We start from the raw sequence: 26469 nt of genomic DNA, 5'->3' as shown, positions 1-26469 counted from the left end.
CCCGGATGGAAAAAACATTCACCAAACCACCTCGGATCCCTTGTAGGAGTGAGGTGGATTCACTTCTTCACACACTGCCCGGACCGCGCCTGGCACAGGGCAAACAGCCAACGCCGCAACCGGCTGATTTTCAGTTCCATACCAGCAACTCCGCAGGCGTCGGGTTATAGGCGTTGCATGGGTTGTTCAGCTGCGGGCAGTTGGAAATCAGCACGATCACGTCCATCTCCGCGCGCAAATCGACGTACTTGCCCGGCGCTGAAATCCCGTCCTCGAAGGTCAGCCCGCCATTCGCCGTAACTGGCACGTTCATGAAAAAATTGATGTTCGGGCCGATGTCGCTTTTGCTCAGTCGGCCGTCGTGGGCACAGGCGCGCAGGTAGTTGTCGCGGCAGCTGTGCATGTAGCGTTTTTCCAGGGCGTAGCGCACGGTGTTGCTCTCTTGCGCGCAGGCGCCGCCGAGGGTGTCGTGGCGCCCGCAGGTGTCGGCGACGATGGTCAGCATTGGCTGGCCGAGGTTGGAATACAGCACGCTGCCGGTGCTCAGATACACGCTGTTCTGCCGGCGCAAGGTGCGCTGCACGTCGTAGCGTTCCTTGGGGTTGGCGAGGCTGTAGAACAAGGTGTCGATGGCCTGATTGCCTTCCAGATCGAGAATGCGCAGGGTCTGGCCGGCCTTGACCTCCAGCAGCCAAGGCTCGCCCGCCGGGATGGTGGCGCGGTACACCGCAGCGTCGGGTTGTTTTTGCGAAGTGGCGATAGCAACGGACATGGCAACGATCCTCAGGCGAACAAACGGTCGGTATTGATGAAGCCGCGCTGGTTTTCCGGGCGCGAGGTGCGGCAGTGCTCGGCGACGCTGGCGTCAGCGTTCATCCAGCTGAGCTTCAGCGGTTTTGGCGCGTAGTCTGGCGCTGGGTCCATCGGGTGTTGCAGGGCGGTGAGTACCACCAGGGTGTCCATCGGCGCGTACAACTCGATGTAGTCGCCAGCCTTGGAGTTGCCTTCGACGAAGTGGAATCGTCCGGCCTCATCGACGTCCACCCGGCTGAACAGATTGAGGGTCATCAGCAGATCGGACAGGCCCAGGCCCCACTTGCCGAGCTCCACCAGCAGATTGTCGGTGCCGTTGCGGAAGAAGCCGTTGCGCAGTTCCTGATAGCGGCCCTGTCCGTATTTTTCGGCGACTTCTTGCGCGCAGAGCACGCCGCCGAGGCTGTCGCTCCAACCGCAGGTGTCAGCGGTGATCGCGGCCAGTACGCGGCCCATGTCCGAATACAGGCAATGGCCGCTGGTGAGCTTGGCGGTGTGTTGGCATTTGAGGCTGTCGGGCAGGTTCAGCCGCTCGGTTTTTTCGTTCGCATTGAGCAGGGTCAGGCTGACGTTGGCGCCACCGCGCAGGTCGGTCAGGCGCAGCAGTTGGCCGCGCTTGAGCACGAAAGAACGGTGGCCGCCACCGGGCAGCATTTCCTCAGCAAAGGGCGGGAACAATTGGGTCGAATCAGTCATTGGCGTGTTCATCAATGCAGTCCTCTCAAGCGGTGCGAAGGGTGCCGGCCAAGGGCAGCGGCAGAGCGTCGACGGCGGCGCGCTGGGCGCGGCGGTCGCTGTTCAAAGGGATGTCGTAAGTGATGCGCGCGCCGTAGGCGCCGGGGGCATGCGGGTCGAGGCGCACCTTGTCGAACACCAGCAGTCGGGTGCCGAGGTTGAAGCCTTCGGACAAATCGTGAGTGACCATGAACACCGTCAAACGCGTCTCGCGCCACAGCTCCAGCAGCAGCGCATGCATGTCTTTGCGGATGCCCGGATCAAGTGCGCCGAACGGTTCGTCGAGCAACAGCACGCGCGGTTTCATGATCACTGCCTGGGCAATCGCCAACCGTTGCTGCATACCACCGGAGAGCTGCGCCGGGTACTTGTCCAGCGCATGACCGAGGCCGACCTTGCCCAGCAATGCCGCCGCCTGCTCGCGCGCCTCGCGCCTGGCGCTGCCGAACAACCGGCCGAGCAACGGCGCGTGCGGCAGTTCCAGACCGAGGGCGACGTTGTCGAGCACGCTCAGGTGCGGGAACACCGAGTAGCGCTGGAACACCACGCCACGGCTGGCGTCCGGCTCGCTGGCCAGTGGCTGGCCGTCGAGCAGAATCTCGCCGCGACTGGCGCTTTCCTGGCCGAGCAGCAGGCGCAGGAAGGTCGATTTGCCGCAACCGGACGCGCCGACCAGGGTGCAGAATTCACCCTCGTTGACGCTCAGGTTCAAACCCTCCAGCACGACCTGATCGGCGTATTGCTGCCAGACGTTTTTCACTGTGATGAAGCTCATTTGCCGGCCCCCTCATACCAAGGGAAGGCGCGTACCGTCAGGCGTTTCAAGCCCCAGTCCATCAGCCAGGCGAGGAGGGTGATCCACACCACGTACGGCAGAATCACGTCCATCGCCAGATAACGACGAACGAGGAAGATCCGGTAGCCAAGGCCGTCGGTCGAAGCGATCGCTTCGGCGGCGATCAGGAACAGCCACGCCGAGCCGAGCATCAGCCGCAGCGAAATCAGCAGGCGCGGCAGCAATTGCGGCAGCACCACGCGCAGCATCAGCGTCCAGGTCGAAGCGCCGAGGGTTTGCGCCTTGATCAGCAGTTCGACGGGAATCTCCCGGGCGCGTTGTTCCAGATCGCGGGCGAGGGCCGGGGTGATGCCGATCACGATCAACATGACTTTCGACAACTCGCCCAAACCGAAAACAATGAACAGAATCGGCAGGATCGCCAGCGGCGGCACCATCGACAACACCGTCAGCAGCGGCGACAACGGTGCCCCGAACAGCGGCAGCGCGCCCGCGGCGATGCCCAGGCACAGCCCGGCCAGTGCAGCAATGCCAAGGCCGATGGCCAGGCGCCGCAGACTCGACGCAGTGTCCTGCCACAACAGGTAGTCACCGGTGCGGCTGTCGGCAGTGAAGGCCAGGCGTTTTACCGCATCGGTCATCTGCACGGCGCTGGGTAGCAGTTTGTCGTTGGGGTTGTCCGCCAGCCGCTCGGCCGAGCCGGTGAAGTAGGCAAACAGCACCAGGGCGAAAGGCAGAAGCACCAGCAGCAGGCGACTCGGGCGATCCGGGTGGCGATTGATCAGGCGCATGGCCAAATCCTCCGTGGCTTACAGCTTGGCGTCGGCGGCCATCTGCACGTAAGTCGGATCGAAACGCAGCTTGAGATTGCCGGTGTCGCCGCTGGTCACGCCGTTGGCGAAACTCATGCCGACCGCGCTGGGATCTTTCGCACCTTCGCCGAGCAAACCGTGCTCGAAGGAAAACTCGGCGACCTTGCGCAGGGTGTCCGGCAGTTGTTTGCTGGTGGTGAAGCTCAGGGCTTCGGCTGGCGTGGCGAACAGTCTGGTGGTGTCCAGTTGCGCCTGGAATCCGGCGAGATCGGTGCCCGAGGCCTTGGCCATGTGTTCCAGTGCAGCCTTGCTCGCAGCGTTCTTCGCGTTCATCAGCGCGACCACTTCGAACCATGCGCCGGTCAGCGCTTTGCCCAGCGCCGGGTTGTCTTTGAGGGTGGCGCTATTGACCACCATCATGTCCATGATCTCGCCGGGAATCTGGCTGGAGTTGAACACCTCGGTCACGCCGGGTTTGGCCTTGATGTCCGAAAGCATCGGGTTCCAGGTGGTCACGGCCTTGACTTCATCGGTATTGAAAGCGGCAGAAATATCGGCGTCGGAGGTGTTGACCACTTTCAGGTCTTTTTCGGTCAGGTCGACTGAATCCAGAGCGCGGGCCAACAGGTAGTGCGAAACCGACAGCTCGACCAGGTTGACGTCCATGCCCTTGAGATCGGCGACTTTCTTGCCCTCGCCCTTGAGGACGATGCCGTCGTTGCCATTGGAAAAGTCGCTGACAATCAGCGCGGTGCTGTCAACGCCGCCGGCGGCCGGAATGGTCAGCGCATCCATGTTGGTCATGGTGCAGCCGTCGAACTGGCCGGCGGTGTACTGGTTGATCGACTCGACGTAATCGTTGAGCTGCACGACGTCGATCTTGATCCCGTATTTCTTCGCCCATTTGTCGACGATGCCCTGGCTGCCGGCGTATTCCCATGGCATCCAGCCGGCGTAGATCGTCCAGCACACGCTGAAGTGGTCTTTTTGGGCAGCGGGGGATTGCGTGCTGAGCAGCGCGGCGAATGCGGCGGCGAGCAGGGCGGGCAAACGTAGTCGGGTCATGGTGAGTTCTCCAGTTGATGAGGGCGGACAGGAAGGCAACGCGGCACCGCGAACGGTGGCTTGTCTCCCGGGCTTTTGTCCCGCCGTGTAACCTCAACTGGAGGTCGCCAACTCTCGGACCAGCCACTCGCACATGCGAGCCGGAACCCTAGTCAGCCATTGCAAATTGTGGTGCCGCGAACCTGTGATGACTCCTGCACAAGGTTGCTAAAGCGAGAGGCGTGCCAAGTTGGCGAGAAGCCTCTGGCTCGGGGGCTGGCTGACGATGGCAGTTGATCAGGCGCGATCGCTGCGCTTTGTGTTGGTGCGCGACTGCACCGTCGTGCAGCGTTCGAGGGTGGCGATATCAGCGCGATGGATTTATCGATGAGGGCTATCAATCAGCGCATGAATGCCGGCTGTTCGTTGATGAACAACCTTTCATCGATGACTTGTTTCAACTTGTTGCAGGAACGCACCAGATGCCGAAATCGCTGTCTGATTTTTCGTCAGTCACCGATTAAATGACTGATGCCTGCCAGCGTCGCTGGTGCGGCCCACCCGCGGTCCAGGAGGCCGCCATGTATAGACGAATTCTTCTGCTTGCTGCGTTGATGTTTTCCGTTGCCGGTTGCGTCCCGTATTCCTACGCGGACTCGTATTATTCCGAGGTGTACACCTCACCCGCACCGGCCTACTACAACACAGGTGGCACGTATTACCGGGGCGGCAGCACGTATTATGCGGCGCCGCGTTATTATCAGCCCGCACCACGTTATTACCAGCAACCGCGTTACTACCAGGCGCCGCGCTACTACCAACCGGCCCCGCGTTACTACGAAAGCCGCCGCTGGCACGGCAACGATCGCGGACGCTGGGAAGGCCACCGTCGCGGCGGTTGGGACAATGATCGAGGTCGTGGCAATTACGACCGGCACAGTGGACGTGGTGACCACAACGGCCGTGGCAATCGCTGGTAAACAACCGCAAATGAACAGCGGCGCATGAAGCGCCGCTTTTTTATGCCCGTCAGAAAAGTGCTCCAGTAGCCATCTCCGAGGAGATTCACAGACGCTTCCTACATTTTCATTTCCAGGCATTTGTTAGCGTTTGCAGATGCCGAACGAGGCGGGAAATCCTCAGCTCGATAGCGGCGAAAAACGGACGTTATCGCGATGAAGCTGCTTGTTGTTCACCAGAATTTTCCGGGCCAGTTCCGCCATGTGCTGCTGGCCGCGATTGCCCGTGGTGATGAAGTCCTGGCGATAGGCCGGGACACGGCGCCGGGTCTCGCCGGTGTGAAATTGTTCCGCTATCGAGCTGGCAAAAAAACACCGGCCAACATTCACCCTTATCTGATCCGCTACGAGCAAGCGGTGATCGATGGCCAGAAGGTCTTCAGGATTCTGACCCGCCTGAAACAGGCGGGCTATCGACCCGACATAGTCCTTGCTCATCCTGGCTGGGGGGAAACGCTCTTCGTCAAAGACGTTTTTCCAGATACGCCGCTTGTCCATTATTGCGAGTATTACTATCAGGCAAACGGCGCGGACTCCGGGTTCGATCCCGAATTTGCGCGCGCTGAATGTGAGTCTTCAAGGCTTCGAGTGCTCAACTCGATGCATCTGTTGAATCTTGAACAATGTGATCTGGCGATCGCGCCTACATACTGGCAACGCAGTCTTTTTCCTCAAGCTTATCGATCCAGAATCAGGGTCATCCACGAAGGTGTTGTTCAGAACAGCAGCGTCGCGCAAGTCGAGTCTGTTGTGCTGCCCTGTGGGGTCGAGCTGAAAGCCGGACAACCGATCGTGACCTATGTCGCGAGGAATCTGGAGCCGTATCGCGGCTTTCACAGTTTCATGCGAGCGATCCCGCTGATCCAGGCTGCGTGTCCGAGCGCCCGGATAGTCATCGTGGGAGGGGACGAAGTCAGCTACGGACGGATGCCGGCTGAATATGCCAACTGGCGTTGCAGAATGCTGGCCGAAGTGAAGTTCGATCATTCCAGAGTGCATTTCACCGGAAAACTTCCTTATCAAACGTATAGAGCGATTTTGCAGCTTTCGACGGTTCACGTTTATTTGACCTACCCGTTTGTGTTGTCGTGGTCGTTATTGGAAGCGATGGCTTCCGGTTGCGTGGTAGTCGCTTCGGATACGGCTCCGGTAATGGAAGTGATTCAGGACGGGGTTAATGGACTGCTGGTTGATTTCTTTGACTGTCAGGCGATTGCTGAAAGGGTAAGCAAGGTATTGAACTCGTGCGGTGAATATAACGCTCTGCAATTGGCTGCAAAGAAGACCGCGAGCGAATTCGATGTAGCGGCCGGCACGAAGCAATATTTTGAGTTGTTTGAAAACGCTACGTCGGGGCCTAACAGTAAACGGACTGCTGTTCGGTTTGGGGCGGGGATTTGAAATGCTCGTGATCTCGCGTAAGCAAGCGGTCAAGTGGCTTAAAAGGTTATTGAAGTTTGGCTTGTTCGTATATGTCTGTTATTGCATTGCGGAATTTCATATTCGCAAAGAACAGTCCGCTGAGGCGGCGGCAATCTATCAAGCGGACCAGAAGGCCTGTCAACAGAAGCTGGCGAGCATGAAACAGGTGCCGATATTGGGCGGCGCTTATGTGGATAAGACGCTGGTCCCGGAGTTTTACGTTGGCATGCCAGAATTGGTGAATAAGAAAGCTTGTTTGGCGATTGCTCTGAAGGGTTTTTTCTGGTGGACCGGGACGGGTATCCATCGGTACCAGAGTCAGGGCTTGGAATCGATCCCTGCAAGTTGGCATCTCTATAAGTTGAACGCCGGGCTTTATACAAGAAAAGCAACCAACGAGCCCCATGAGCGAGGTTATCGCCACGTCAACTGGCCGGATGAGTTAATTGTGAAGTTGAAGAATTATCCGGGGCTGGAGATTTGGCTAAATGCTCCTCCACCTCATTTCAAGAATGAGGGTTCTGTCAGAACATTTGTTATTACTGGCTGGCCGCGGCGTGATGGCACACCTCGGTTGATAGACTGTGACGGCTTGATTCGCCCGGCTTCCGAGGAAAAACTAACTGACGAGAAATTGGCAAAGTTAAGCAGGGCCGAATTGGAGAATCTGGATTTTGGAAAGCTGAATTTTTACTGCACTGTCAATCTGGATAACTTCGACTTTGCCGGGGGGCACGGTAACGTAGATCTCGGCCTGTCATCATTACGCGAAGCACCTGAGATGCTCAAGTTTCTCAGTGATTATCTTTCACACTCTGTTATTACAAGGAAGTAACGATGAGTTATGTTTTTAATGACATGGAAAAAACAGAAATTTTCAACACGGCCAATAGTTGTAAAGGTATGAGGCTGCGCTCAGAAAAAATAGGGTACGAGGCGCTGAAGCTGGCAGGAGCTGACTGTGCCCCGCTTTATCGTAAGCTGCTCGATATCATTGAGGGAAAGGTTTCTGAAGTTGCTGCTGCCGACGATGAGGCTGGAAAAGTTCTGAAAAGCGCCAAACTCTGGCTGGCCGTAGCTATTGATGCCAACGGTGGAAACGGTGCTTACTCCGCCCTGATTCGCGGTTACACCTCGCGGCAAGGCGAACTGAGATTGAATAAAATCTTCGATCAAGACCTCATACAATTGTCGTCCAATCAGGTCGCCGTTAATTTCATCAACACCCTGATCAATGGCTCCCTCGCTGGTCGACTCGCACCCTGGACTGTCCCGTCCATCAGCCAGATTGCAGAGATCGATGCCAGTGCAATTGGCAAGGCGCTTTTCAGTGAAGATTGCGGCGAGAACGACACTGCCGTTAGCCGCAATGCCGGTTGGTCCGGAACGGTCGGTTTCAGCTTGTTGGGTGGAAGGCCTCCCTATGAAACCTGGCGATTGATCTCCGCCGGTGATGCGCTCGGGGAAGATGACGGACCACCCCTTCAGGCGAAAGCCAACCGGCTCGACGACTATAAAAACATTCTCTTCGCCATCGACGCCTACAGTGTCGGCCTGCGAGCGGCGATCAATAATTTCGGCGTCAATCCACTGCAAAGCCTGCTTTCAGTGGTGCCGGAGCAAATCAACATCGCGCTGGCGAGTGGCAGTGTGAATCCGCTGATTCAGCAGGTAGTGAAAGGCACGCCTGTTGCCGCCGTGGTCGAGCTGATCTTGCGCTACGGCCAAAACGAATTCTTCGACATGTTCAGGCGCACCTACGATGGCGATTCTTCTGCCACACCCACCACCAACGAAACCTTCGCCAGCAACGCTTATGCATTCTTCTCGGCGTTTTCCCCAGAGCAGTCGCAAAGCATCGTCACCCGAACAATAGGCGAGTTCGGTAATGCCAATGCATGGGCAAAACTGGCAGGCGAGGCGACGACGCTCGGTCTGGCGTTGCGCAACTCTTTGCAGCAACTCAGTGAAGTCGTCATAGAACGAGCCGACGGTTATCCCGACCGCAACCTCGAACTTTACGATTCGCACACTGGCGAAGGCTTTATCACCGCCCAGTGGCTGGCAGATCGTGCGCAGATGCTGGCCCGGTTGATTGCCCGAACCCAGGGCTCGTTTGGGGAACAATCGCTGCAAAGGTTTTCCTACTCCGATCTCGCCTCAGGCAGACAAGCGCCGATGACCACCGGTGTATTGAACCCCCTGGCCATGTTCGGTGATGACGGCGGGCGCTCTTTCGCCGGTGGCGCAAATGGCGATCACCTGTATGGCGGCGAGGGCAATGATTTGATCGATGGGATGGCCGGTCACGATGTCATTGAAGGTGGTCGCGGCAGTGATTCGCTAACCGGAGGCGACGGCAATGACGCGCTGTACGGAATGGCCGGTGATGATGGTCTGGTGGGTGGCAAGGGTAACGACTCATTGTTCGGAGGCGAGGGCAATGACCGCTACGAATTTTCCAGCGGCGATGGCATCGACGAGATTGTCGATGCCAACGTAAATGGGCAGCTATGGATCAACGGTTCGCCCATTCCTTCACTCAAGCGCCGCGCGCCATTGAGCAATATCTGGTCTACCGAGGACCAGGCCATCACCCTGACGCTTATTGAACACACGCTGAATATCAAATATGGCCTGAACGATCTGGTCATCATCAAGAATTTCCAGCCGGGAATGCTTGGCATCCATCTCACTGAATACGAGGGACGGCCGGTCGCCGTTGCAGATCTGACACTCCAGGGCGACTGGAAAGCAAAAGACGCTGATCCCTCTGTCCCCGGCGATCAGCCCGCCCACGATGAATTGGGCAACGTTGTGCTGCTGCCCAAGGTAAAACAGCGCAACAAGGCCGATGTACTTTACGGTTCCGCCGCAGACGACGTCATTCTTGGCATGGGCGGTTCTGATCGATTGTTCGGCAAGGCTGGAGACGATCGCTTATTTGGCGACAGGGAGACGACACTCGAAAAAGCCATGGCCGACGGTGACGCCAAGGGCAAGGCGAATCGTGGAGACTGGCTCGACGGCGGGCAAGGTGACGATTTGCTGATCGGGACGGCGTCGCGAGACGTTCTGCTCGGCGGTAATGACCGCGATACCTTGGTCGGCGGTGCGGGCGACGACGTTTTATCCGGAGACGAAACCACCGGTGCGCTGGAGCAGGGTTGGGCCGTCAAACGCGCGGACGTCCCTATTGCTGGCGGTGTGACCAGTCACCGCACGGTCTATTCAAAGGCCTCGGTAAACAGTGCGGCGGAGGGCAGTGACGACGTGCTGTATGGGCAGGGCGGCGAGGACTTTATCAACGGCGGTTGGGGTGAGGACCTGCTTGACGGCGGAGCTGACGACGATTTTCTCAAAGGCGAGCAAGGCCACGACACCCTGGCCGGTGGCAGCGGCAACGACGTGATGCTCGGTGACAACCTTGATTGGGGCGGTGGTCTGTCCAGCAAGCATCATGGCAACGATGTGCTGGACGGCGGCAGCGGTAACGACTTGCTCGCTGGTAACGGTGGCAGCGACGCGTTGTATGGCGGCTCCGGCAATGACACTTTGCAAGGTGATGACGACGTACTGGATGGCGTCGCTGGTGATGCCGCGCACTTTTTTGGCAATGATCTGCTGGACGGAGGTGCGGGCGACGACCGGCTCTGGGGCGGCGGTGCCGATGATCTGCTCTTCGGCGGCGAAGGCAACGATGATCTGATTGCCGATAGCCCTGAACATCCGGTTCGTTACCACGGTAACGACTTTCTTGATGGCGGCGCGGGGGATGACACCCTGCGAGGCATGGGGGGCTCGGATACGCTGCTGGGTGGCGCTGGCGCTGATTTCCTGGATGGCGACGTGTCTGACTTGCAACCGGGCGGAATCAGCAATGACTTCCTTGATGGCGGCGAAGGAAATGACACGTTACAGGGCGGCTTCGGTGCCGACACACTGTACGGCGGGATGGGTGATGACATGCTGGCCGGCGATTACGAACAAACCGCTGAAGCCGATTCGGGCGCCGATTATCTGGACGGTGGCCCAGGCAACGACACCTTGCTCGGTGGCGGCGGCAACGACACGTTATTGGGCGGAGACGGAAGGGACCACCTTCGCGGCGATTCAGGCGACAACTTATTTGATGGCGGGGCAGGTGATGACCTGTTGGAAGGGCTGGAAGGGGCGGACGTTTATTATTTCGGCGCTGGCGATGGCCTGGATGTCGTTACTGATTCTGGTGGCAGAAACATCGTCAGGTTCGGCGCGGGCTTTTCAGCGCTAAACCTGAAAGCTGACATCCTTGAAATGGGGGCCGGCACGGTAATGCGGCTGACCAACGGTACCGGCGACGCGCTGCTCATCCAGCACCACGAGCATTGGAAAGATTCGACTTTCAGCTTTAGTGACGGCGTTGTACTGGGCTATGAAGAAGTGTTGCGCAAAACACTGCCACCGATGCCGGTGCCTGAGTCATCCGCATCTGAAGTTGTCACCGCCATGCAAACCAATGATGTGGTCGATGAAAGCAACGTTGAGGTTGCCATTCAGCCAGACGATGAAACCATTGCGGCGCAAGGCCCTGTTGCATCCGATGCACGCGTTGACTGGAGCGAGAAATTTCTCGCGCGAATCGAGTCGGAGCGCTCTACCCGTAGACACGCCACCGGTTTTGCCTTGAATGAAAATGGTGTTTGGGTTCGTAGCCATATCACCTCCAGCGACACCGGGTACATCACCCACACCGAGCTGATTGATGACCGCGTCGAAACGGGAACATTGTCCGAAGCGCCGTCATGGATGGGGGCGCGTGGCGGGCAAGCAGTGATCAGTGAAAGGCAGTCTGGCGTCACAACCGAGACGGAACAGGCACTGGTAACAGCCGAGGGCGCGACACCGCGCGCAAGCCAGGCGCCGGGCTATTATGGATTCGGTTCTGCCGGTGGTTTTTCATTCAAAACCGGAGATGTTCTGGTCGAAGACAGAAAAGACTCCGGTGCCCTTCAAGGATGGTACGTCTATTCAGCTGAAAGCTTCAGAGCGGGCGAAACGCAGCGCAAGGAGTTTCGCCGCAGCCTGGAAACGGCAACCATCAAACGCAAAATCGTCCATGGCAACGATGCTGGCGGGCGGATTAATGTCGAAGTCGAAAATGTGTTCCACGGTGGTGCGGGAGACGATCTGATCGTCGCTTGTGCAGGCTCCCCTCTCGATTACGGCACTGTCGGTCATAGAACACCGGGCGCGTATTTATCCGCCGGAGCCGGCAACGATACGCTGCTCGGTTCCGAAGGCGCGGACTATCTCGTCAGTGGATCAGGGGATGACTGGCTTTACGGTGAAGACGGTGCGGACACCTACATCATCCAGGCGCATGCCGGCGCGACGACCACGATTGCGGATGTGCTGAACCCGGTTTTCCAACGGCCGGAAGTCGGTGTGGCTGGGTGGAAAGACCCGTACGGATTGGTCGATCAGGATACCGTCGTTCTTCCAGCAGAAGCGAAGCGCGATGCGCTGCAATTGCGCTGGGGGGCTGCGCTGATTGAAACCACCCATGTCGAGCTGGAACCCGATCCGGCGCGCGCGGCTTACCGCCAACCACCTCGGGCGAAAATGCTTTACCCGACGCTCGATATTCAATGGGGTGGAACGCAGAAAGTCCGCATCGTCCTGCCTGAGGCGGGTGATCTGGAAGGGACCGGTATTGAACGTGTCCAGTTTGCTGACGGGACAAGCGTGGGTTTGAGGCATCTTTTGCAGTCGAGTGAGTTGGGCCCCGCACCCGACACTTTTCATACTGGCGTAATCGTCAACAATCCCACCCGTTTCACTTCCTTGCGAGACGGACGAGCACTTCCATTAGTGGGCGGTCGTGGCAATGACACGATAACCGGCGCGGGCGAAATCCGAGGCATGCAAGGGGACGACGTGCTTACGGGTAGCCCGGGTGATGATCTGCTATTGGGTGGGCCAGGCAATGACACGCTGTCCGGCGGCGCTGGCGATGACATCTACCGATACGATGGCCTCGGCCGAGATGTAATCATCAACAGCGGCGGCGGGCTGGATGGAATCGATTTTTCCGAACGCAGGCTGACTATCGACAATTTGAAATTTCACCGTGAGCACGATGATCTGGTGATTGTCGTGGACTACGGCATGGCACCCAAGATTCGCGTTGCCAGGCACTATGCCGGGGTCGAAAGCTCGATCGGATTCATAAGGGTCAGCGAAGGAACAGCGATTCAAGACTACACCGCGACGCAAATTGCCGAGCGACTACATCCTCTCCCGCCCCTGAGGGATGTCGAAGACATTTTGATAAAGGGCGACGATGAAGCCCGACAGGCGATGACGGAAATCATCGAGTTCTACGAACTGAATGTCTGAGCAGCAAGACGACCGATGAGCCAGCCCGCGATGCAATCCCCGTTGCCATCGCGGGCCACGAGCCATCTCAATACTGAGTCAGATCCGCCAAGGGATGCCGCCCCTCCCAAGCCTTGTGAAAATGCGCCTCGACCACTGCTTCCGGCACATGATGAATATCCGGCCAGTGCCAACGCGGCTTCTGATCCTTATCGATCAACCGCGCACGCACGCCCTCACTGAATTCAGGATGCCGGCAGCAGTTGAGGCTCAGGGTGTATTCCATCTGGAACACTTCGGCCAGTGACATGTGCCGCGCGCGGATGGTCTGCTGCCAGACCAGGTGCGCAGTCAGCGGCGAGCCTTCGCTCATGGTTTTTGCTGCGCGGGCGATCAGCGGATCGCTGCTGTCGCATTGCAGGCTGATGGCCGTCCAGGCACAGGCGACATCGCTGACATCAAGCAATTCGTCGATTTGCTGCCGACGCGGCAACCACTGTGCTTCGGGCATCTGCGCCAGTGCTTCCTGTTGCAGGGCCTTGAGCAGGCTGTTGAGTTGCATGCAGGTCTGTTCCTGCCAGTTGAGCTGCAACAAGCCTTTGATCAGTTGCGGTTGTTGTTCGTCGAGCAGAAAACGGTCGGCCAGGCCCAGATCGAGGGCATCACGGCCATTGATGTGCGCGCCGGTCAAACCGAGAAACAAGCCGAGCTTGCCCGGCAAGCGGGCGAGAAACCAACTGGCGCCGACATCCGGGTACAGGCCGATGCTGATTTCCGGCATCGCCAGACGGCTGCTCGGCGTGACGATCCGCGTGCTCGCACCCTGCAACAAGCCCATGCCGCCACCAAGCACGTAACCGTGGCCCCAGCAGATCAGTGGTTTTGAGTAGGTGTGCAGTTGGTAGTCGAGACGATATTCAGCACTGAAAAACTGCGCGGCCAGCGGTGGTACTTCGCCGGGGTGGGCGCGGCAGGCTTCGACCAGACTGCGCACTTCGCCGCCGGCACAGAATGCCTTGGCGCCGTTGCCACGCAACAGCACGCAGACGATTTGCGGGTCGCTGGCCCAGTCGCTGAGTTTGTCGCCGAGGGCGTTGATCATTGGCAGGGACAGTGCGTTCAGCGACTTTTCGGCATCCAGGCTGGCGATGCCGATACGCGCGCCATCGGTGCCGGTGAGTTCTTCGAAGTGCAGATTCATCGTGACCTCGATCGGGAAATTGAACGATCAGTATGATCGTTGTGGGGGAAAGTGCCGGATCTGCGTCAGATCAATTGACAAGCGTGGTCGGCTTTCCTAGGGTTCGCCCCATTGTTTTTGCCGGGTATGACCATGACTGCTGACGACCGTATCAAACTCGAACCGAGCTGGAAGGAGGCACTGCGTGCTGAGTTCGACCAGCCGTACATGGCAGAGTTGCGCCAGTTTCTGCAGCAGGAGCGCGCGGCCGGCAAGGAGATCTATCCGCCAGGGCCGATGATATTCAACGCACTGAATTCGACGCCGCTGAATAACGTCAAAGTGGTGATCCTCGGCCAGGACCCGTATCACGGCCCCGGTCAGGCCCACGGCTTGTGCTTCTCGGTGCAACCGGGCGTGCCGGCGCCACCGTCGCTGGTCAACATCTATAAAGAGTTGAAGCGCGACCTGAATATCGACATTCCCAACCACGGTTATTTACAGAGCTGGGCCGATCAGGGCGTGTTGATGCTCAACACCACCATGACCGTCGAGCGCGCCAACGCCAATGCGCACAAGGACAAGGGCTGGCAACACTTCACCGACCGCATCATTGAAGTGGTCAGCGAGCGGCAGCCGCATCTGGTGTTCATGCTTTGGGGCGCCCATGCGCAAAGCAAGCAGAAGCTGATCGACGCCACCAAGCATCTGGTGCTGACCTCGGTGCATCCGTCGCCGTTGTCGGCTTATCGCGGTTTTTTGGGCTGTGGGCACTTCAGCCGGACCAACAAGTTTCTCGAACAGAATGGCGAAACGCCGATCGACTGGCGCCTTCCACCAATCTAAAAGCTTCGCGAGCAGGCTCACTCCTACTTTGGAATGCGTTCCCCCTGTGGGAGCGAGCCTGCTCGCGAAAAGGGCGCCGCGGACTTCCGACTACTCGGGCTGACGATTCCAGTACTTGAACAACGGCTCCGCCAGAAACAGCACGAACAACAGCCGCATCACCTGCATCGCCGTCACCAATGGCACCGACAGTTGCAGGGTCTCTGCGGTCAGGCTCATCTCGGCAATTCCGCCGGGCATCATGCCCAGGGTCAGCGAACGCAGATCCAGATGAGTCAGCGCACTCAAGCCCAAGGCTGCCAACGAAGCGATCAACATGGTCAGCGCCGTGCCGATCAATGTCCGCCCCATGAATGACGGCGCACGGCGGAAGAATTCCCGGTTGAAATGACAACCCAGACCACTGCCGATCAGCCACTGGCCGATCTGACTGCCGCCATTGGGCAAACCGATGTGCAGGTCCCAACCGATGCTCACCGCCGCACTCACCAGCAACGGCCCGAACAGCCACGGATTGGGTTGACGCAGACGTTGCCAGAGCCAGGCGAGCAGGGCGCCCGCCGGAAACAGAATCGCCAGCCAGCGCCAATCGACGCTGCCCGTATGAGAAATCGGCGTGCCGTCACCGAGCAGGTATTTGAACGCCGCCGGCACACACAACACCACCACCAGCACCCGCAAACTTTGCCCCGCCGCGACGTGGCTGAGCAAAGCGCCGTTGCGCGCGCCGAGGTTGACCATCTCGCCCGAGCCGCCGGGCATGCTGGAAAAAAATGCGGTGGCGCGATCTTCGCCGGTGCGGCGCATCAACCACACGCCGACCACCGCCGACAGGCTGGTGACCAGCGCACCGAAGAAAATCAGACCGAAGTGGCTGAGCACCTGCTCCATCACCAGCGGGGTGAAGTGCAGGCCGATGCCGATGCCGACGATCCACTGGCCGCACTTGCGTCCGCCAGGGATTTCCGTGAGTTGCCAAGGGGTCAGGCAGCGCACGAGGATGATCGCCAGTAACGAGCCGACCATCCACGGCAACGGCCAGCCGATCTGGCTGGCGAGGTAACCGCCAAGCAGACCGACCAGCGGGGTTCCCCACCAGGATTTCAGGGCAGAGCGATCAAACATCGGCAATGACGCGCCGTGCCGCCGAACGTTTGCGCCAGATGCGGATCAGCGGCATCAGCAGCATGATTGCCGTCAGGATCCAGCAGCCGAAGGTGATCGGGCTCGACCAGAGGATTTCCAGCGCACCATTGGAAATCGACAGTGCGCGACGCAGGTTCTGCTCCATCAGACCGCCGAGGATGAAACCGAGCAGCAGCGGCGACAACGGGAAGTCCAGCTTGCGCAGGATGTAACCGAAGATGCCGATCCCGATCATCAGGAACAGGTCGAAGGTGGTGGCGTGCACCGCATAGACGCCGATCCCGGTGATGATCGCGATGACAGGCACCAGGGCCCAGTTCGGCACGGCGAGAATGCGGGTGAAGACACGGATCATCGGAATGTTGAGGATCACCAGCATGATGTTGGCGATGAACAACGACGCGATCAGGCCCCAGACAATGTCCGGTTGCTGTTGGAACAGCAGCGGGCCCGGGGTGATGTTGTACAGGGACAACGCGCCGATCATCACCGCAGTGGTGCCGGAACCCGGAACGCCGAGGGTCAGCATCGGCACCAGTGCACCGCATGCTGCGCCGCCGATGGCGGTTTCCGGTGCCGCGAGGCCACGGGCGTCGCCTTCACCGAATTTGCCGCTGGTGCCGGCGATGCGCTTCTCGGTCATGTAGGCCACGGCACTGGCGAGGGTCGCGCCGGCACCGGGCAAAACGCCCATGATGAAGCCGAGCACCCCGCAGCGCAGGTTGACCGTGAATACGGACGCCGCTTCCTTGAAGTTGAACATCATGCGGCCGGTAGCTTTTACTGCTTCCTGGCCGTGGTGGGTTTTTTCCAGCAGCAGGAGGATTTCGCTGATCGAGAACAGACCTAGCACCAGCACGACGAACTGAATGCCGTCGGTCAGGTGAATGTTGTCGCCGGTGAAGCGGTACACGCCGCTGTTGGCGTCGATGCCGACGGTGGACAGGAACAGGCCGATCAGCGCGGCGATGAAGGTTTTCAGCGGACGATCTCCGGCCATACCGCCAAGACAGACAATCGCGAAGACCATCAGTACAAAATATTCCGCCGGGCCGAAGGCAATCGCCCATTTCGCCAGCAGCGGCGCGAACAGCACCATGCCGCAGGTGGCGATGAACGCGCCGATGAACGAGCTCCACGCCGACAGCGACAGCGCGACACCGGCCAGGCCTTTGCGAGCCATCGGGTAGCCGTCGAGGGTGGTCATCACGGTGGAGGCTTCGCCAGGAATGTTCAGCAGAATCGAACTGATCCGGCCGCCGTATTCGCAGCCCAGGTACACCGCCGCGAGCAGAATCAGCGCCGACTCCGGCGGCAGGCCGAGGGCGAATGCGATCGGAATCAGCAACGCCACGCCATTGATCGGGCCCAGGCCCGGCAACAGGCCGACGACGGTGCCGATCAGCGTGCCGCACAGTGCGGTCACCAGGTTGTAGGGGCTCAGCGCGACGCCGAAGCCCTGACCCAAATAGCCAAGAGTATCCATTTCAGTTCTCCAGAACGCTGAGCAGGCCGAGGGGCAGCGGAACGTCCATCAAACGGTCGAACAGCAGATAAAGACCGATCGCCATCAGGCTGATGATCACCACGCTCGGCAGCCAGCGGCCCCCATAGAGACGGGCCATCGGTACGCCGGTGAGAATGCTGGCGATGATGAAACCAAGGGGCTCGAAGGTGCCGGCGAATACCAGCAACAGCACCACGCAAAGGCCGATCTTGGTCAGGCTTTCACGGTCCAGCGGCGGCTCATCCGGGTTGTGCTTGATCGGCGCCGGACGGAACACCATGTACAGCAGCGCCAGGCCCATCAGGCCGAGCATCAGCAGCGGAAAGGCGCGCGGGCCGACCGGTTCGTAGGAAAAAGCCGCTTGGTACGGCCACGCCATCAATGCCAGGCCGGCGCAAGCCAGCAGCAACACCGTGGCGAAAATACGTTGAATAAGCATGGGAGCTCCTGTGCGACGTCCCCGCGAAGGAGACGCCGCCACTAGACAGAGACGATCACTGGATCAGGCCGAACTCTTTGGCCAGCACTTTGTAGTCCGCGACCTGCTTCTTCACGTAGGTGTCCAGCTCCGGGCCGGTCATGGCGAACGGGAACAGTTCACGCTGATCGCGCAGCTTGGCGAACTCCTCGGAGGCCAGCAGTTTGTCAAACGCGTCTTTCCACCAGGCGTAGTCTTCGTCGCTGACTTTTGGCCCGAGGTAGAAACCGCGCACCACCGGCCAGACGATGTCGTAGCCTTGTTCGCGAGCGGTCGGGATGTCCTTCATTTCCGGCTCGTCCAGACGCTTTTCAGCGAATACCGCGAGCAGACGCATGTCGCCACTCTGGATGTGCGGCATGGAGTCGGAGATGTCGGTACTGCCGACCTGGATGTGGCCACCGAGCAGTGCGGTGGCGATTTCGCCGCCGCCTTCGAGGGCGACGTAACGCAGGTCACGCGGATTGATCCCGGCGGCCTTGGCGATCAATGCGGTTTGCATCCAGTCCTGGCTGCCGACCGTGCCGCCGGAACCGATGACCACCGAGCCCGGATCTTTCTTCAAGGCCTGAACGAGATCGTCAAGGGTCTTGTAAGGCGAATCGCTTTTCACGGCGATGGCACCGTAACTGGTGCCGACTGCTGCCAGCCAGCGCACGTTGGTTTCATCGAAACGGCCGAATTTGCCTTGGGCCAGATTCAACAGCGAACCGCTCGACCAGGCAACCAGCGTGCCGGCATCGGCCGGACGCTGAGCCACCACCGCGTTGTACGCCACTGCGCCGACGCCGCCGGGCATGTAGGTCACGCGCATCGGTTTGCTCAGCAGTTTCTGATTGACCAGCGCGCTCTGCGCCAGTTTGCAGGTCAGGTCGAAACCGCCGCCCGGCGAGGCCGGGGCGATGCATTCCGGGCGTTTCGGCTCGGCCATGAGCTGGCCGGCAATCAACATCGCGCCAGCGGCTAAAGCGACTTTACGCAGGGATACGTTCATTTGAGTCTCCAGAGGAGTTGTTGTTATGGGTGGACTGAATGACCAAAGGGCAACGCTAGAGCTTAGCGGCAGGCGCGGTTTTCTCGCGGCGTGAGCTTAAACAGAGAAACAACGGAGTCCTGCGGTGAAAAACCGGCAAGGGAATGCTGGCAGCAGGAGGGGTGAGCAGGCGTTAGAGCCTTGGTGCGCATGGATAGCATGCTGGGGTACTCCATTATTGTTCTTATGGGTCGAAAACGCTTCGTGGCGTTTTTCGGACGCTGTGTGGCTTCAGCGACGACAGTCGCAACTGTCCGTGAAGCCGACTGTAATCCGCTAACCTTTCGCTAACCTTTCAGCTCGCTTTCACGGTTTTCGGGCTTCACAGCGGCGGTAGCGGCTGTAAACTCCGCGGCAAAGCGTGGCGCCGGCCATCCCTGAACGAGGTAAAAATCCATGCGTGTTCTGCTCGTCGAAGACCATCTGCAACTGGCTGAAAGCGTCGCCCAGGCGCTCAAGAGCACTGGTCTGACCGTGGATGTGTTGCACGATGGCGTGGCCGCCGACCTGGCACTTGGCAGCGAGGAATATGCCGTGGCGATCCTCGATGTCGGCCTGCCGCGCATGGACGGTTTCGAGGTGTTGGCGCGGTTGCGCGCCCGTGGCAAAAACGTGCCGGTGCTGATGCTGACTGCGCGCAGCGATGTGAAGGACCGCGTGCATGGCCTCAATCTGGGGGCCGACGATTACCTCGCCAAGCCATTCGAACTGACCGAACTTGAGGCACGGGTCAAAGCCCTGTTGCGCCGCAGTGTGCTCGGTGGCGAGCGCCAACAGCGTTGCGGCGTGTTGGCCTACGATCTCGACACCCGGCGTTTCACTCTTGGCGAAGAACTGCTGACCCTGACCTCACGCGAACAAGCCGTTCTCGAAGCGCTGATTGCCCGTCCTGGCCGGGTGATGAGCAAGGAGCAGTTGGCGGCGCAGGTGTTCGGCCTCGACGAAGAAGCCAGCCCCGACGCCATCGAAATCTACGTGCATCGCCTGCGCAAGAAACTCGACGGCCAGCCAGTGGCGATCGTGACCTTCCGCGGCCTCGGCTATCTGTTGGAAAGCCGCGATGCATAAGCCCAGCAGCCTGCGCTGGCGGTTGTTGTGGAACCTCGCGGTGTTGCTGGTGGTGTTGATGCTCGCCAGCGGCCTGAGCGCCTACTGGAATGGCCGCGAAGCCGCCGACACCGCTTACGACCGAACGCTGCTGGCTTCGGCGCGGACCATTGCCGCCGGCCTGTCGCAGCGCGATGGCAGCCTGAGTGCCGATGTCCCTTACGTGGCCCTCGATACTTTCGCCTACGACAGCGCCGGGCGGATTTATTACCAGGTCAACGATATCCACCAGAAGCTGATTTCCGGCTACGAAAATCTGCCCGGCCCACCGCCCGACACGCCACGCACCGACAGCTATCCGGCATTGGCGCGTTTCTACAACGCCACTTACAACGGCCAGAACGTGCGCGTGGTCAGTCTGCTCAAGGCCGTGTCCGAGCCGAACATGAACGGCATGGCGGAAATCCGCGTCGCCGAAACCGACGAGGCCCGAGTCAGCATGGCGCGCAGTCTGGCTGCTGATACCTTGCTGCGTCTGGGCATGCTGGCGATCGGTGCGCTGCTGATGGTCTGGTTCGCGGTCAGCGCAGCTCTGCGCCCGCTGGAACGCCTGCGCACGGCAGTCGAAGAACGTCAGCCCGACGATCTGCGCCCGCTGCCGCTGGTGGAGGTTCAGGATGAACTGGGCCCCCTGGTGCGTGGCCTCAACCACTTTACCGAGCGCCTGCGCGCGCAGTTCGAGCGCCAGGCACAGTTCATCGCCGATGCCGCCCACGAACTGCGTACGCCATTGGCGGCGCTGAAGGCGCGGCTCGAACTGGGACTGCGCTCGACCGAGCCGCAGACCTGGCGCGATACGCTGGAGTCCTCCGCGCAAGGCACCGATCGCCTGACCCATCTGGCCAATCAACTGCTATCACTGGCGCGCGTCGAAAACGGCGCCCGGGCGATTGCCGAGGGCGGCGCGCAATTGCTCGATCTGAGTCAGCTGGCCCGGGAACTGGGCATGGCTATGGCGCCGTTGGCGCACAAGCGCGGCGTGGCATTGGCGCTGGAGGCGGATGAGCCGGTGTGGCTGCGCGGCGAGCCAACGTTGCTCAACGAGTTGCTGAGCAATCTGGTCGACAATGCTTTGGCGCATACCCCGCCCGGCGGCAACGTGATCCTGCGGGTCGCCGCGCCGGCGGTGCTTGAGGTAGAAGATGACGGGCCGGGCATTCCGCTGGAGGAGCGTGATCGGGTGTTCGAGCGCTTCTACCGGCGCAATCAGCAAGTGGCAGGTTCCGGGCTGGGGCTGGCGATTGTCGGCGAGATCTGCCGCGCGCATCTGGCGCAGATCAGCCTGCACGATGGTGAGCAGGCGGGGTTGAAGGTGCGGGTGAGTTTTATTGCCGGGTGATTGTGGTGGTTTTGCTGGCCCCTTCGCGAGCAAGCTCGCTCCCACTTGGAATGCATTCCCTGGGGGAGCGAGCTTGCTCGCGAAGGGCGCGCCTCGGTCTCGGATCAGTAAAACATCGTCCGGGACTCTTCCAGATCCGCGCACAACGCTTTGTTCTCAGGGTCGATTCCAAGCTTCCTGAACGCCGGAACGGTCATCGGATCGATCCGCCCGAAAGGATGCTCGGTGTCCTTGTGGCAATACAGACTCGCCACCTGCACCACATCCACATAATCGATCTGAGCTGAATCACGTTTGAAATCCTGATAAAGCCCCGGCAGCGCCACCAACCGCTCGGGAAACTCCCAGACCCGCAACAGCTTGTCGCCGAGCAATGGATGGATGCGGTCGATTACATGATTGAGGCTGACCGGGTCCGAGAGTAATTCGTAGTGATCCTCGGCGTAGGTCAGAATCGGCAGCACGCCGATCTGGTGCACCAGCCCGCCCAGCGCGGCCTGATCCGGCTTGAGCATGGTGTAACGGCGGCAAAGGGCGTAGCTGACCCCGGCAATCTCCAGACTCTTGCGCCAGACTTCGCGCATTTTCTGTTCGACCACCTCGGAGCGGGCATGAAAGATCTGCTCCATCACCAGGCCGATGGCCAGGTTGCTGCTGTAGTTGATCCCGAGGCGGGTGATAGCAGTGTGCAGGTCAGTGACTTCCTGGGCGGCGCGCAGCAGGGGGCTGTTGACCACTTTGATCAGGCGCGCCGACAGCGCCGTGTCGCGGCCGATCATTTTGCTCAGATCGCTGACGTTGATTTCCGGGTCTTCGGCGGCCTTGCGAATCTGCAGAGCCACTTCGGGTAGCGTGGGCAGAACCAGGTCATCGTTGTCGATGGCTGTAACCAAATCCGTTTGGACTTTTTCCGCCAGTTCGCTCATTTAAACTCTCTAGGTGTTGCGACAAATGCTGCAATCAGCGCTGGATTTCGCGGTCGCGATCCAGTTTGTAAGGCAGGTCGAGCACATGCAGCGTCGGGCCTTCGAGAGTGCCCAGATGCAGATCACCAGCTTCGGCAGCTTCGGCCTGCAATACCGCCAGGAGTTCAATGTTCTGGCCCGCGCCGACGGCGGCCAGCACCACCTCGCCAATCGAGCTGTTATGGCTGGGTGCGAACAACGGCGTGCCGGGCTCCGGTAGGGATGTGCCAGCGAGGCTCAGGCGATACAGGCGACGCTTGAGTTTGCCCAGGTACTGCATGCGCGCGACGATTTCCTGGCCGGTGTAGCAACCCTTCTTGAAACTCACGCCGCCGACGGCTTGCAGATTGAGCATCTGCGGAATGAACAGCTCGCGGGTGGTCGGCATGACCTGACCGATACCAGCGCGGATCTGCCCCAGCAACCACTGATTCAGCTCGGCCTCGGGCAACATTATGGCCAGTTTGGCCTTGATTGCGGCGGCCTGCTCGACCGGCACCCAAAGTTCGGTACGCTGCGGCGACACGCGGATTGCGATCAGTGCTCCGTGACGCACGACACTGTCGGTTTCTTCCGGCAACTCCAGACCGAGGTTGTCCAGCGCGGCATCACCCTGTTCAACGCCGAAACGCACCCAGGCGGCGCTTTCATCGGTCAATCTGGATTTGGAGAACACCGCGTATTTTTTCAGGTCCGCCAGTTGCGGATCCAGCAGTTCGCTGGCCATCGCCATCAGCACGCCGTCGCCTTCGAGCAGAATGCGGAAACTCGACTGCATCCGGCCTTTCTGCGTGCACCGGGCACCGAGGCTGGCGCGGTTGTCGCTCAGGTAATTGATATTGCAGGTCAACTGGCCTTGCAGGAATTTTCCGGCATCCGCGCCGCGAACCGCGAGAACGCCTTCATGAGACAGGGTGCAGAAAAAAGCAGAATCGGCCATGGGTCATCGCAGGGTAAATAGACTGAGGCACATCATAAGGGCGCGTTGGTGAAATGGGTAGTTGATAAAGGATCGGTGGTGCCCGACCAAAGCCGACTGTGCGACCCGTCCGGGGTCTGTATACTTGCCGCCAAATTCGAGGAGGGCTCCATGGTCGAACAAGTTGAACTGAATCGCCTCTTTTGGCACAGCCGTCGCGGCATGCTTGAGCTTGACGTGTTGCTGGTGCCGTTCGTGCAGGAGGTTTACGCGACGCTGAATAAGGTGGACCGCGATTTGTACGTCCGTCTGTTGACGTGTGAGGATCAGGACATGTTCGGCTGGTTCATGGAACGCAGCGAGTCGGAAGATCCAGAGCTGCAGCGCATGGTCCGGATGATCCTGGATCGTGTCCAGCCCAAGTAATACGTTCGAATGCCGCTGGCATGCCTCACGGCAATTGCTGGCGGCGTATCTGTTGGCCCAGGCGTTCGCCCTGGGTGCGTTGTTTTTATTATCCATTCCAGTTTGGGCCAGTCTGCTCGGGGCTTTCGGCTGCGTGCTGCATGGTGTTTGGGTACTGCCACGGCAGATTCTGCTCAGCCATCCAGAGGCATTTTGTGGGCTGCGCCGCGATGCCGACGGCTGGCAGGTCTTCAATCAGGCTGATGGCTGGCAAGCAGCGCAATTGTGCCGCGACAGTCTGGCGCTGCCGCTGATTGTGGTGCTGAGGTTTCGCTTGCGCGGCGAATGGCAGGTCAGGTCGATCTGCGTGCCACGGGACGCGCAGACGGCCGATGTGCATCGGCGCCTGCGCGTACGGCTCAAGTTCAGCCGGCGTAGGTGGGCGGCACCAGAATAGTGTCGAGCGCTTCGGGCAGCATCTGCGGGTAATCGAGGGTGTAATGCAGACCGCGACTTTCCTTGCGTTCCATCGCCGAGCTGATCATCAGTTCGGCGACTTGCGCCAGATTGCGTAGCTCGATCAGGTCACGGCTGACTTTGTAGTTGCTGTAGAACTCGTCAATCTCGTCAAGCAAGAGCCGCACGCGGTGCTGCGCCCGCTGCAGACGCTTGTTGGTGCGAACGATGCCGACGTAGTCCCACATGAACCGGCGTAATTCATCCCAGTTGTGCGCAATGATCACGTCTTCGTCGGAGTCGGTGACCTGGCTGGCGTCCCAGGCGGGCAGGGCGCTGGGTGCGGTAACGTCGTCCAGTTGCGCGAGAATGTCTGCCGCCGCCGAGCGCGCATAGACGAAACATTCGAGCAGCGAGTTGCTGGCCATGCGGTTGGCGCCATGCAGCCCGGTGAAGCTGGTTTCGCCGATGGCATACAGTCCCGGCACATCGGTGCGGCCGTTCTGATCGACCATCACGCCGCCGCAGGTGTAGTGCGCGGCAGGGACCACCGGGATTGGCTGTTTGGTGATGTCGATGCCGAAGCCGAGGCAGCGCTCATAAACAGTCGGGAAATGACTTTTTACGAACGCTTCGGGTTTGTGGCTGATATCGAGATAAACGCAATCGACACCCAGGCGCTTCATTTCATGGTCGATGGCACGGGCGACGATATCCCGTGGCGCCAGTTCGGCGCGCGGGTCGAAGCGCTGCATGAAACGTTCGCCATTGGGCAGCTTCAAATGCGCGCCTTCACCACGCAGGGCCTCGGTGATGAGGAAACTTTTGGCCTGCGGGTGATACAGGCAAGTCGGGTGAAATTGGTTGAACTCAAGGTTTGCCACGCGGCACCCCGAACGCCAGGCCATGGCGATGCCATCGCCGCAAGCGCCGTCGGGATTGCTGGTATAGAGATAAACCTTGGCTGCGCCACCGGTAGCCAGAATCACGAATCGTGCGCCGTAAGTGTCGACTTCGCCGGTTTTGCGATTGAGCACATAGGCGCCGAGGCAGCGCTCGCCGGGCATGCCCAATCGGCGCTCGGTGATCAGATCGACAGCGACGCGCTGTTCCTGCAAATCGATGTTCGGACGCTGTCTGGCCTGGGCCAGCAAGGTCTTGAAAATCGCCGCGCCTGTGGCGTCGGCGGCGTGGATGATGCGCCGGTGGCTGTGGCCGCCTTCACGGGTCAGATGGAATTCAAATCCGCCGTCTTCGGTTCCGGATTGATCATCGCGAGTGAACGGCACACCTTGATCGATCAGCCACTGGATGGCTTCGCGACTGTGCTCGACCGTGAAGCGCACGGCATCCTCATGGCAAAGGCCGCCACCCGCGTTGAGGGTGTCGTCAACATGGGATTCGACCGTGTCGGTGTCATCGAGCACCGCGGCGACGCCGCCCTGAGCCCAGAACGTCGAGCCGTTGGCCAGATCGCCTTTGCTCAGCACGGCAATGCGCAAATGATCGGGTAAGGTCAGTGCGAGACTCAAACCGGCAGCACCGCTGCCAATGACCAGAACATCGTGTTGGAACTGTTGGCTCATTTCAGGATTCCGCTCAAAGCGAACCGGATCGGGGTTGGCGCAAGACAGCTGGATCGGCGAGTCAAGACAGCCACACAGCCCACTAGTATATAGAGGGGTGGGACGGCACAATAGCCGGGCCGGTATGGCATTGTGAAACTACTGTGGCGACAAAAACTGCGCGCTTCGTCGGAAGTTTTTTTCACCCTTGGTGGGGGAAGGCGACTGTATCGGCGCTGAAACACGGTTTTTCTAAGCAGGTTCGACCAATGTCGATCGGCCATGGCTATAAATAATTGGAACTTTTGCCAAAGGCCCAAGATCAATAGTCAGTGCCAGAGATAAGGGACAGTGTCGGCTTCAGTGTGCAATCTGCGGTTGGATTGCGGTCCGCGAAACCGATGACAAGATTATTCGCGCAGCCGGTTCATCCCGCGCTGCGTTTTTCGTGCGTGTCAAATCAGAGCACGCAGGAAACTTGCTTGGAGGGGGAGAACTTTTGCGAAAAGCCCGAGTCTATGT

22 protein-coding genes and 1 riboswitch are annotated in these 26469 nt (G+C 59.7%); of the genes, 9 read left to right on the top strand and 13 right to left on the bottom strand.

Annotated features, from left to right (window positions below; genetic code table 11):
- Nucleotides 1-130: 130 nt before the first annotated feature.
- The 5 genes from V6F91_RS03215 to V6F91_RS03195 are packed head-to-tail and all read right to left on the bottom strand — an operon-like array spanning nt 131 to nt 4221.
- On the bottom strand, nt 131-772 hold the full coding sequence (locus V6F91_RS03215) for an urea amidolyase associated protein UAAP2 (RefSeq protein WP_332762297.1): 642 nt from the start codon (nt 770-772) through the stop codon (nt 131-133).
- 11 nt (nt 773-783) lie between these two features.
- On the bottom strand, nt 784-1509 hold the full coding sequence (locus V6F91_RS03210; protein ID WP_332762295.1) for an urea amidolyase associated protein UAAP1: 726 nt from the start codon (nt 1507-1509) through the stop codon (nt 784-786).
- Nucleotides 1510-1534: 25 nt separating this feature from the next.
- Nucleotides 1535-2323 (bottom strand): ABC transporter ATP-binding protein, encoded by a 789-nt coding sequence (locus tag V6F91_RS03205; RefSeq protein ID WP_332762293.1) that lies wholly within the window; start codon nt 2321-2323, stop codon nt 1535-1537.
- Nucleotides 2320-3135 carry an ABC transporter permease gene (locus V6F91_RS03200; RefSeq protein ID WP_332762292.1) on the bottom strand — a complete coding sequence of 272 codons (816 nt, stop codon included), beginning with the start codon at nt 3133-3135 and terminating at the stop codon, nt 2320-2322. The genes V6F91_RS03205 and V6F91_RS03200 overlap by 4 nt, the downstream gene beginning before the upstream one ends.
- A gap of 18 nt (nt 3136-3153) precedes the next feature.
- Nucleotides 3154-4221: a putative urea ABC transporter substrate-binding protein gene (locus tag V6F91_RS03195; protein ID WP_332762291.1), complete on the bottom strand. Its 1068-nt coding sequence runs from the start codon at nt 4219-4221 to the stop codon at nt 3154-3156.
- Nucleotides 4222-4283: 62 nt separating this feature from the next.
- Nucleotides 4284-4384, bottom strand: a riboswitch (guanidine-I (ykkC/yxkD leader).
- 397 nt (nt 4385-4781) lie between these two features.
- Here V6F91_RS03195 and V6F91_RS03190 point away from each other — a divergent pair.
- From V6F91_RS03190 to V6F91_RS03175, 4 genes are all read left to right on the top strand, one after another.
- Nucleotides 4782-5180: a hypothetical protein gene (locus V6F91_RS03190; RefSeq protein ID WP_332762290.1), complete on the top strand. Its 399-nt coding sequence runs from the start codon at nt 4782-4784 to the stop codon at nt 5178-5180.
- A 195-nt stretch (nt 5181-5375) separates the two neighbouring features.
- On the top strand, nt 5376-6620 hold the full coding sequence (locus V6F91_RS03185; protein WP_332762289.1) for a glycosyltransferase family 4 protein: 1245 nt from the start codon (nt 5376-5378) through the stop codon (nt 6618-6620).
- 1 nt (nt 6621) lies between these two features.
- Nucleotides 6622-7476, top strand: a complete 855-nt coding sequence (locus tag V6F91_RS03180; RefSeq protein WP_332762287.1) for a hypothetical protein — start codon at nt 6622-6624, stop codon at nt 7474-7476.
- A 2-nt stretch (nt 7477-7478) separates the two neighbouring features.
- On the top strand, nt 7479-13022 hold the full coding sequence (locus V6F91_RS03175) for a calcium-binding protein (RefSeq protein ID WP_332762285.1): 5544 nt from the start codon (nt 7479-7481) through the stop codon (nt 13020-13022).
- A gap of 67 nt (nt 13023-13089) precedes the next feature.
- Here the strand turns inward: V6F91_RS03175 and V6F91_RS03170 are convergent, their stop codons facing one another.
- Nucleotides 13090-14202 carry an enoyl-CoA hydratase/isomerase family protein gene (locus tag V6F91_RS03170; RefSeq protein WP_332762284.1) on the bottom strand — a complete coding sequence of 371 codons (1113 nt, stop codon included), beginning with the start codon at nt 14200-14202 and terminating at the stop codon, nt 13090-13092.
- Nucleotides 14203-14334: 132 nt separating this feature from the next.
- On the opposite strand from V6F91_RS03170, the gene ung reads away from it, so the two are divergent.
- Nucleotides 14335-15027 carry a uracil-DNA glycosylase gene (gene ung / locus V6F91_RS03165; protein ID WP_332762282.1) on the top strand — a complete coding sequence of 231 codons (693 nt, stop codon included), beginning with the start codon at nt 14335-14337 and terminating at the stop codon, nt 15025-15027.
- A 90-nt stretch (nt 15028-15117) separates the two neighbouring features.
- On the opposite strand, the gene V6F91_RS03160 is transcribed toward ung, so the two are convergent.
- The 4 genes from V6F91_RS03160 to V6F91_RS03145 are packed head-to-tail and all read right to left on the bottom strand — an operon-like array spanning nt 15118 to nt 19152.
- Complete coding sequence (locus V6F91_RS03160; RefSeq protein ID WP_332762280.1) at nt 15118-16152, bottom strand: AbrB family transcriptional regulator; 1035 nt, start codon at nt 16150-16152, stop codon at nt 15118-15120.
- A complete protein-coding gene (locus V6F91_RS03155) occupies nt 16145-17659 on the bottom strand; it encodes a tripartite tricarboxylate transporter permease (RefSeq protein ID WP_332762279.1) in 1515 nt (504 codons plus the stop codon). Before V6F91_RS03155 ends, V6F91_RS03160 begins: the two co-directional genes overlap by 8 nt.
- Nucleotide 17660: 1 nt before the next feature.
- Nucleotides 17661-18119, bottom strand: coding sequence for a tripartite tricarboxylate transporter TctB family protein (locus V6F91_RS03150; protein WP_332762277.1), 459 nt, complete (start codon nt 18117-18119; stop codon nt 17661-17663).
- A 55-nt stretch (nt 18120-18174) separates the two neighbouring features.
- Nucleotides 18175-19152, bottom strand: a complete 978-nt coding sequence (locus V6F91_RS03145; RefSeq protein ID WP_332762275.1) for a tripartite tricarboxylate transporter substrate binding protein — start codon at nt 19150-19152, stop codon at nt 18175-18177.
- A 435-nt stretch (nt 19153-19587) separates the two neighbouring features.
- Between V6F91_RS03145 and V6F91_RS03140 the strand changes: the two genes are divergently transcribed.
- A complete protein-coding gene (locus V6F91_RS03140) occupies nt 19588-20259 on the top strand; it encodes a response regulator (protein WP_090282195.1) in 672 nt (223 codons plus the stop codon).
- Nucleotides 20252-21637, top strand: coding sequence for a sensor histidine kinase (locus V6F91_RS03135; RefSeq protein WP_332762271.1), 1386 nt, complete (start codon nt 20252-20254; stop codon nt 21635-21637). The genes V6F91_RS03140 and V6F91_RS03135 overlap by 8 nt, the downstream gene beginning before the upstream one ends.
- Before the next feature lie 104 nt (nt 21638-21741).
- Here V6F91_RS03135 and V6F91_RS03130 read toward each other — a convergent pair whose 3' ends face one another.
- Together V6F91_RS03130 and V6F91_RS03125 are read right to left on the bottom strand one after the other, a co-directional pair.
- Nucleotides 21742-22563 carry an HDOD domain-containing protein gene (locus tag V6F91_RS03130; RefSeq protein WP_332762269.1) on the bottom strand — a complete coding sequence of 274 codons (822 nt, stop codon included), beginning with the start codon at nt 22561-22563 and terminating at the stop codon, nt 21742-21744.
- A gap of 34 nt (nt 22564-22597) precedes the next feature.
- Nucleotides 22598-23542: a folate-binding protein YgfZ gene (locus V6F91_RS03125; protein ID WP_332762267.1), complete on the bottom strand. Its 945-nt coding sequence runs from the start codon at nt 23540-23542 to the stop codon at nt 22598-22600.
- Between the two features lie 150 nt (nt 23543-23692).
- Between V6F91_RS03125 and V6F91_RS03120 the strand changes: the two genes are divergently transcribed.
- Both V6F91_RS03120 and V6F91_RS03115 read left to right on the top strand, forming a co-directional pair.
- Complete coding sequence (locus V6F91_RS03120; protein WP_332762265.1) at nt 23693-23947, top strand: succinate dehydrogenase assembly factor 2; 255 nt, start codon at nt 23693-23695, stop codon at nt 23945-23947.
- Nucleotides 23931-24383, top strand: coding sequence for a protein YgfX (locus V6F91_RS03115; protein WP_332762263.1), 453 nt, complete (start codon nt 23931-23933; stop codon nt 24381-24383). Before V6F91_RS03120 ends, V6F91_RS03115 begins: the two co-directional genes overlap by 17 nt.
- On the opposite strand, the gene nadB is transcribed toward V6F91_RS03115, so the two are convergent.
- Nucleotides 24352-25968, bottom strand: coding sequence for an L-aspartate oxidase (gene nadB, locus V6F91_RS03110; RefSeq protein WP_332762261.1), 1617 nt, complete (start codon nt 25966-25968; stop codon nt 24352-24354). The two genes, V6F91_RS03115 and nadB, sit on opposite strands and share 32 nt — an antisense overlap.
- Nucleotides 25969-26469: the final 501 nt, after the last annotated feature.

Source organism: Pseudomonas koreensis, from assembly GCF_036668835.1.
Classification (GTDB): domain Bacteria; phylum Pseudomonadota; class Gammaproteobacteria; order Pseudomonadales; family Pseudomonadaceae; genus Aquipseudomonas; species Aquipseudomonas koreensis_I.
The sequence above is the reverse complement of the archived record's forward strand: the minus strand, read 5'-3'. Positions and strand labels throughout refer to the sequence as shown.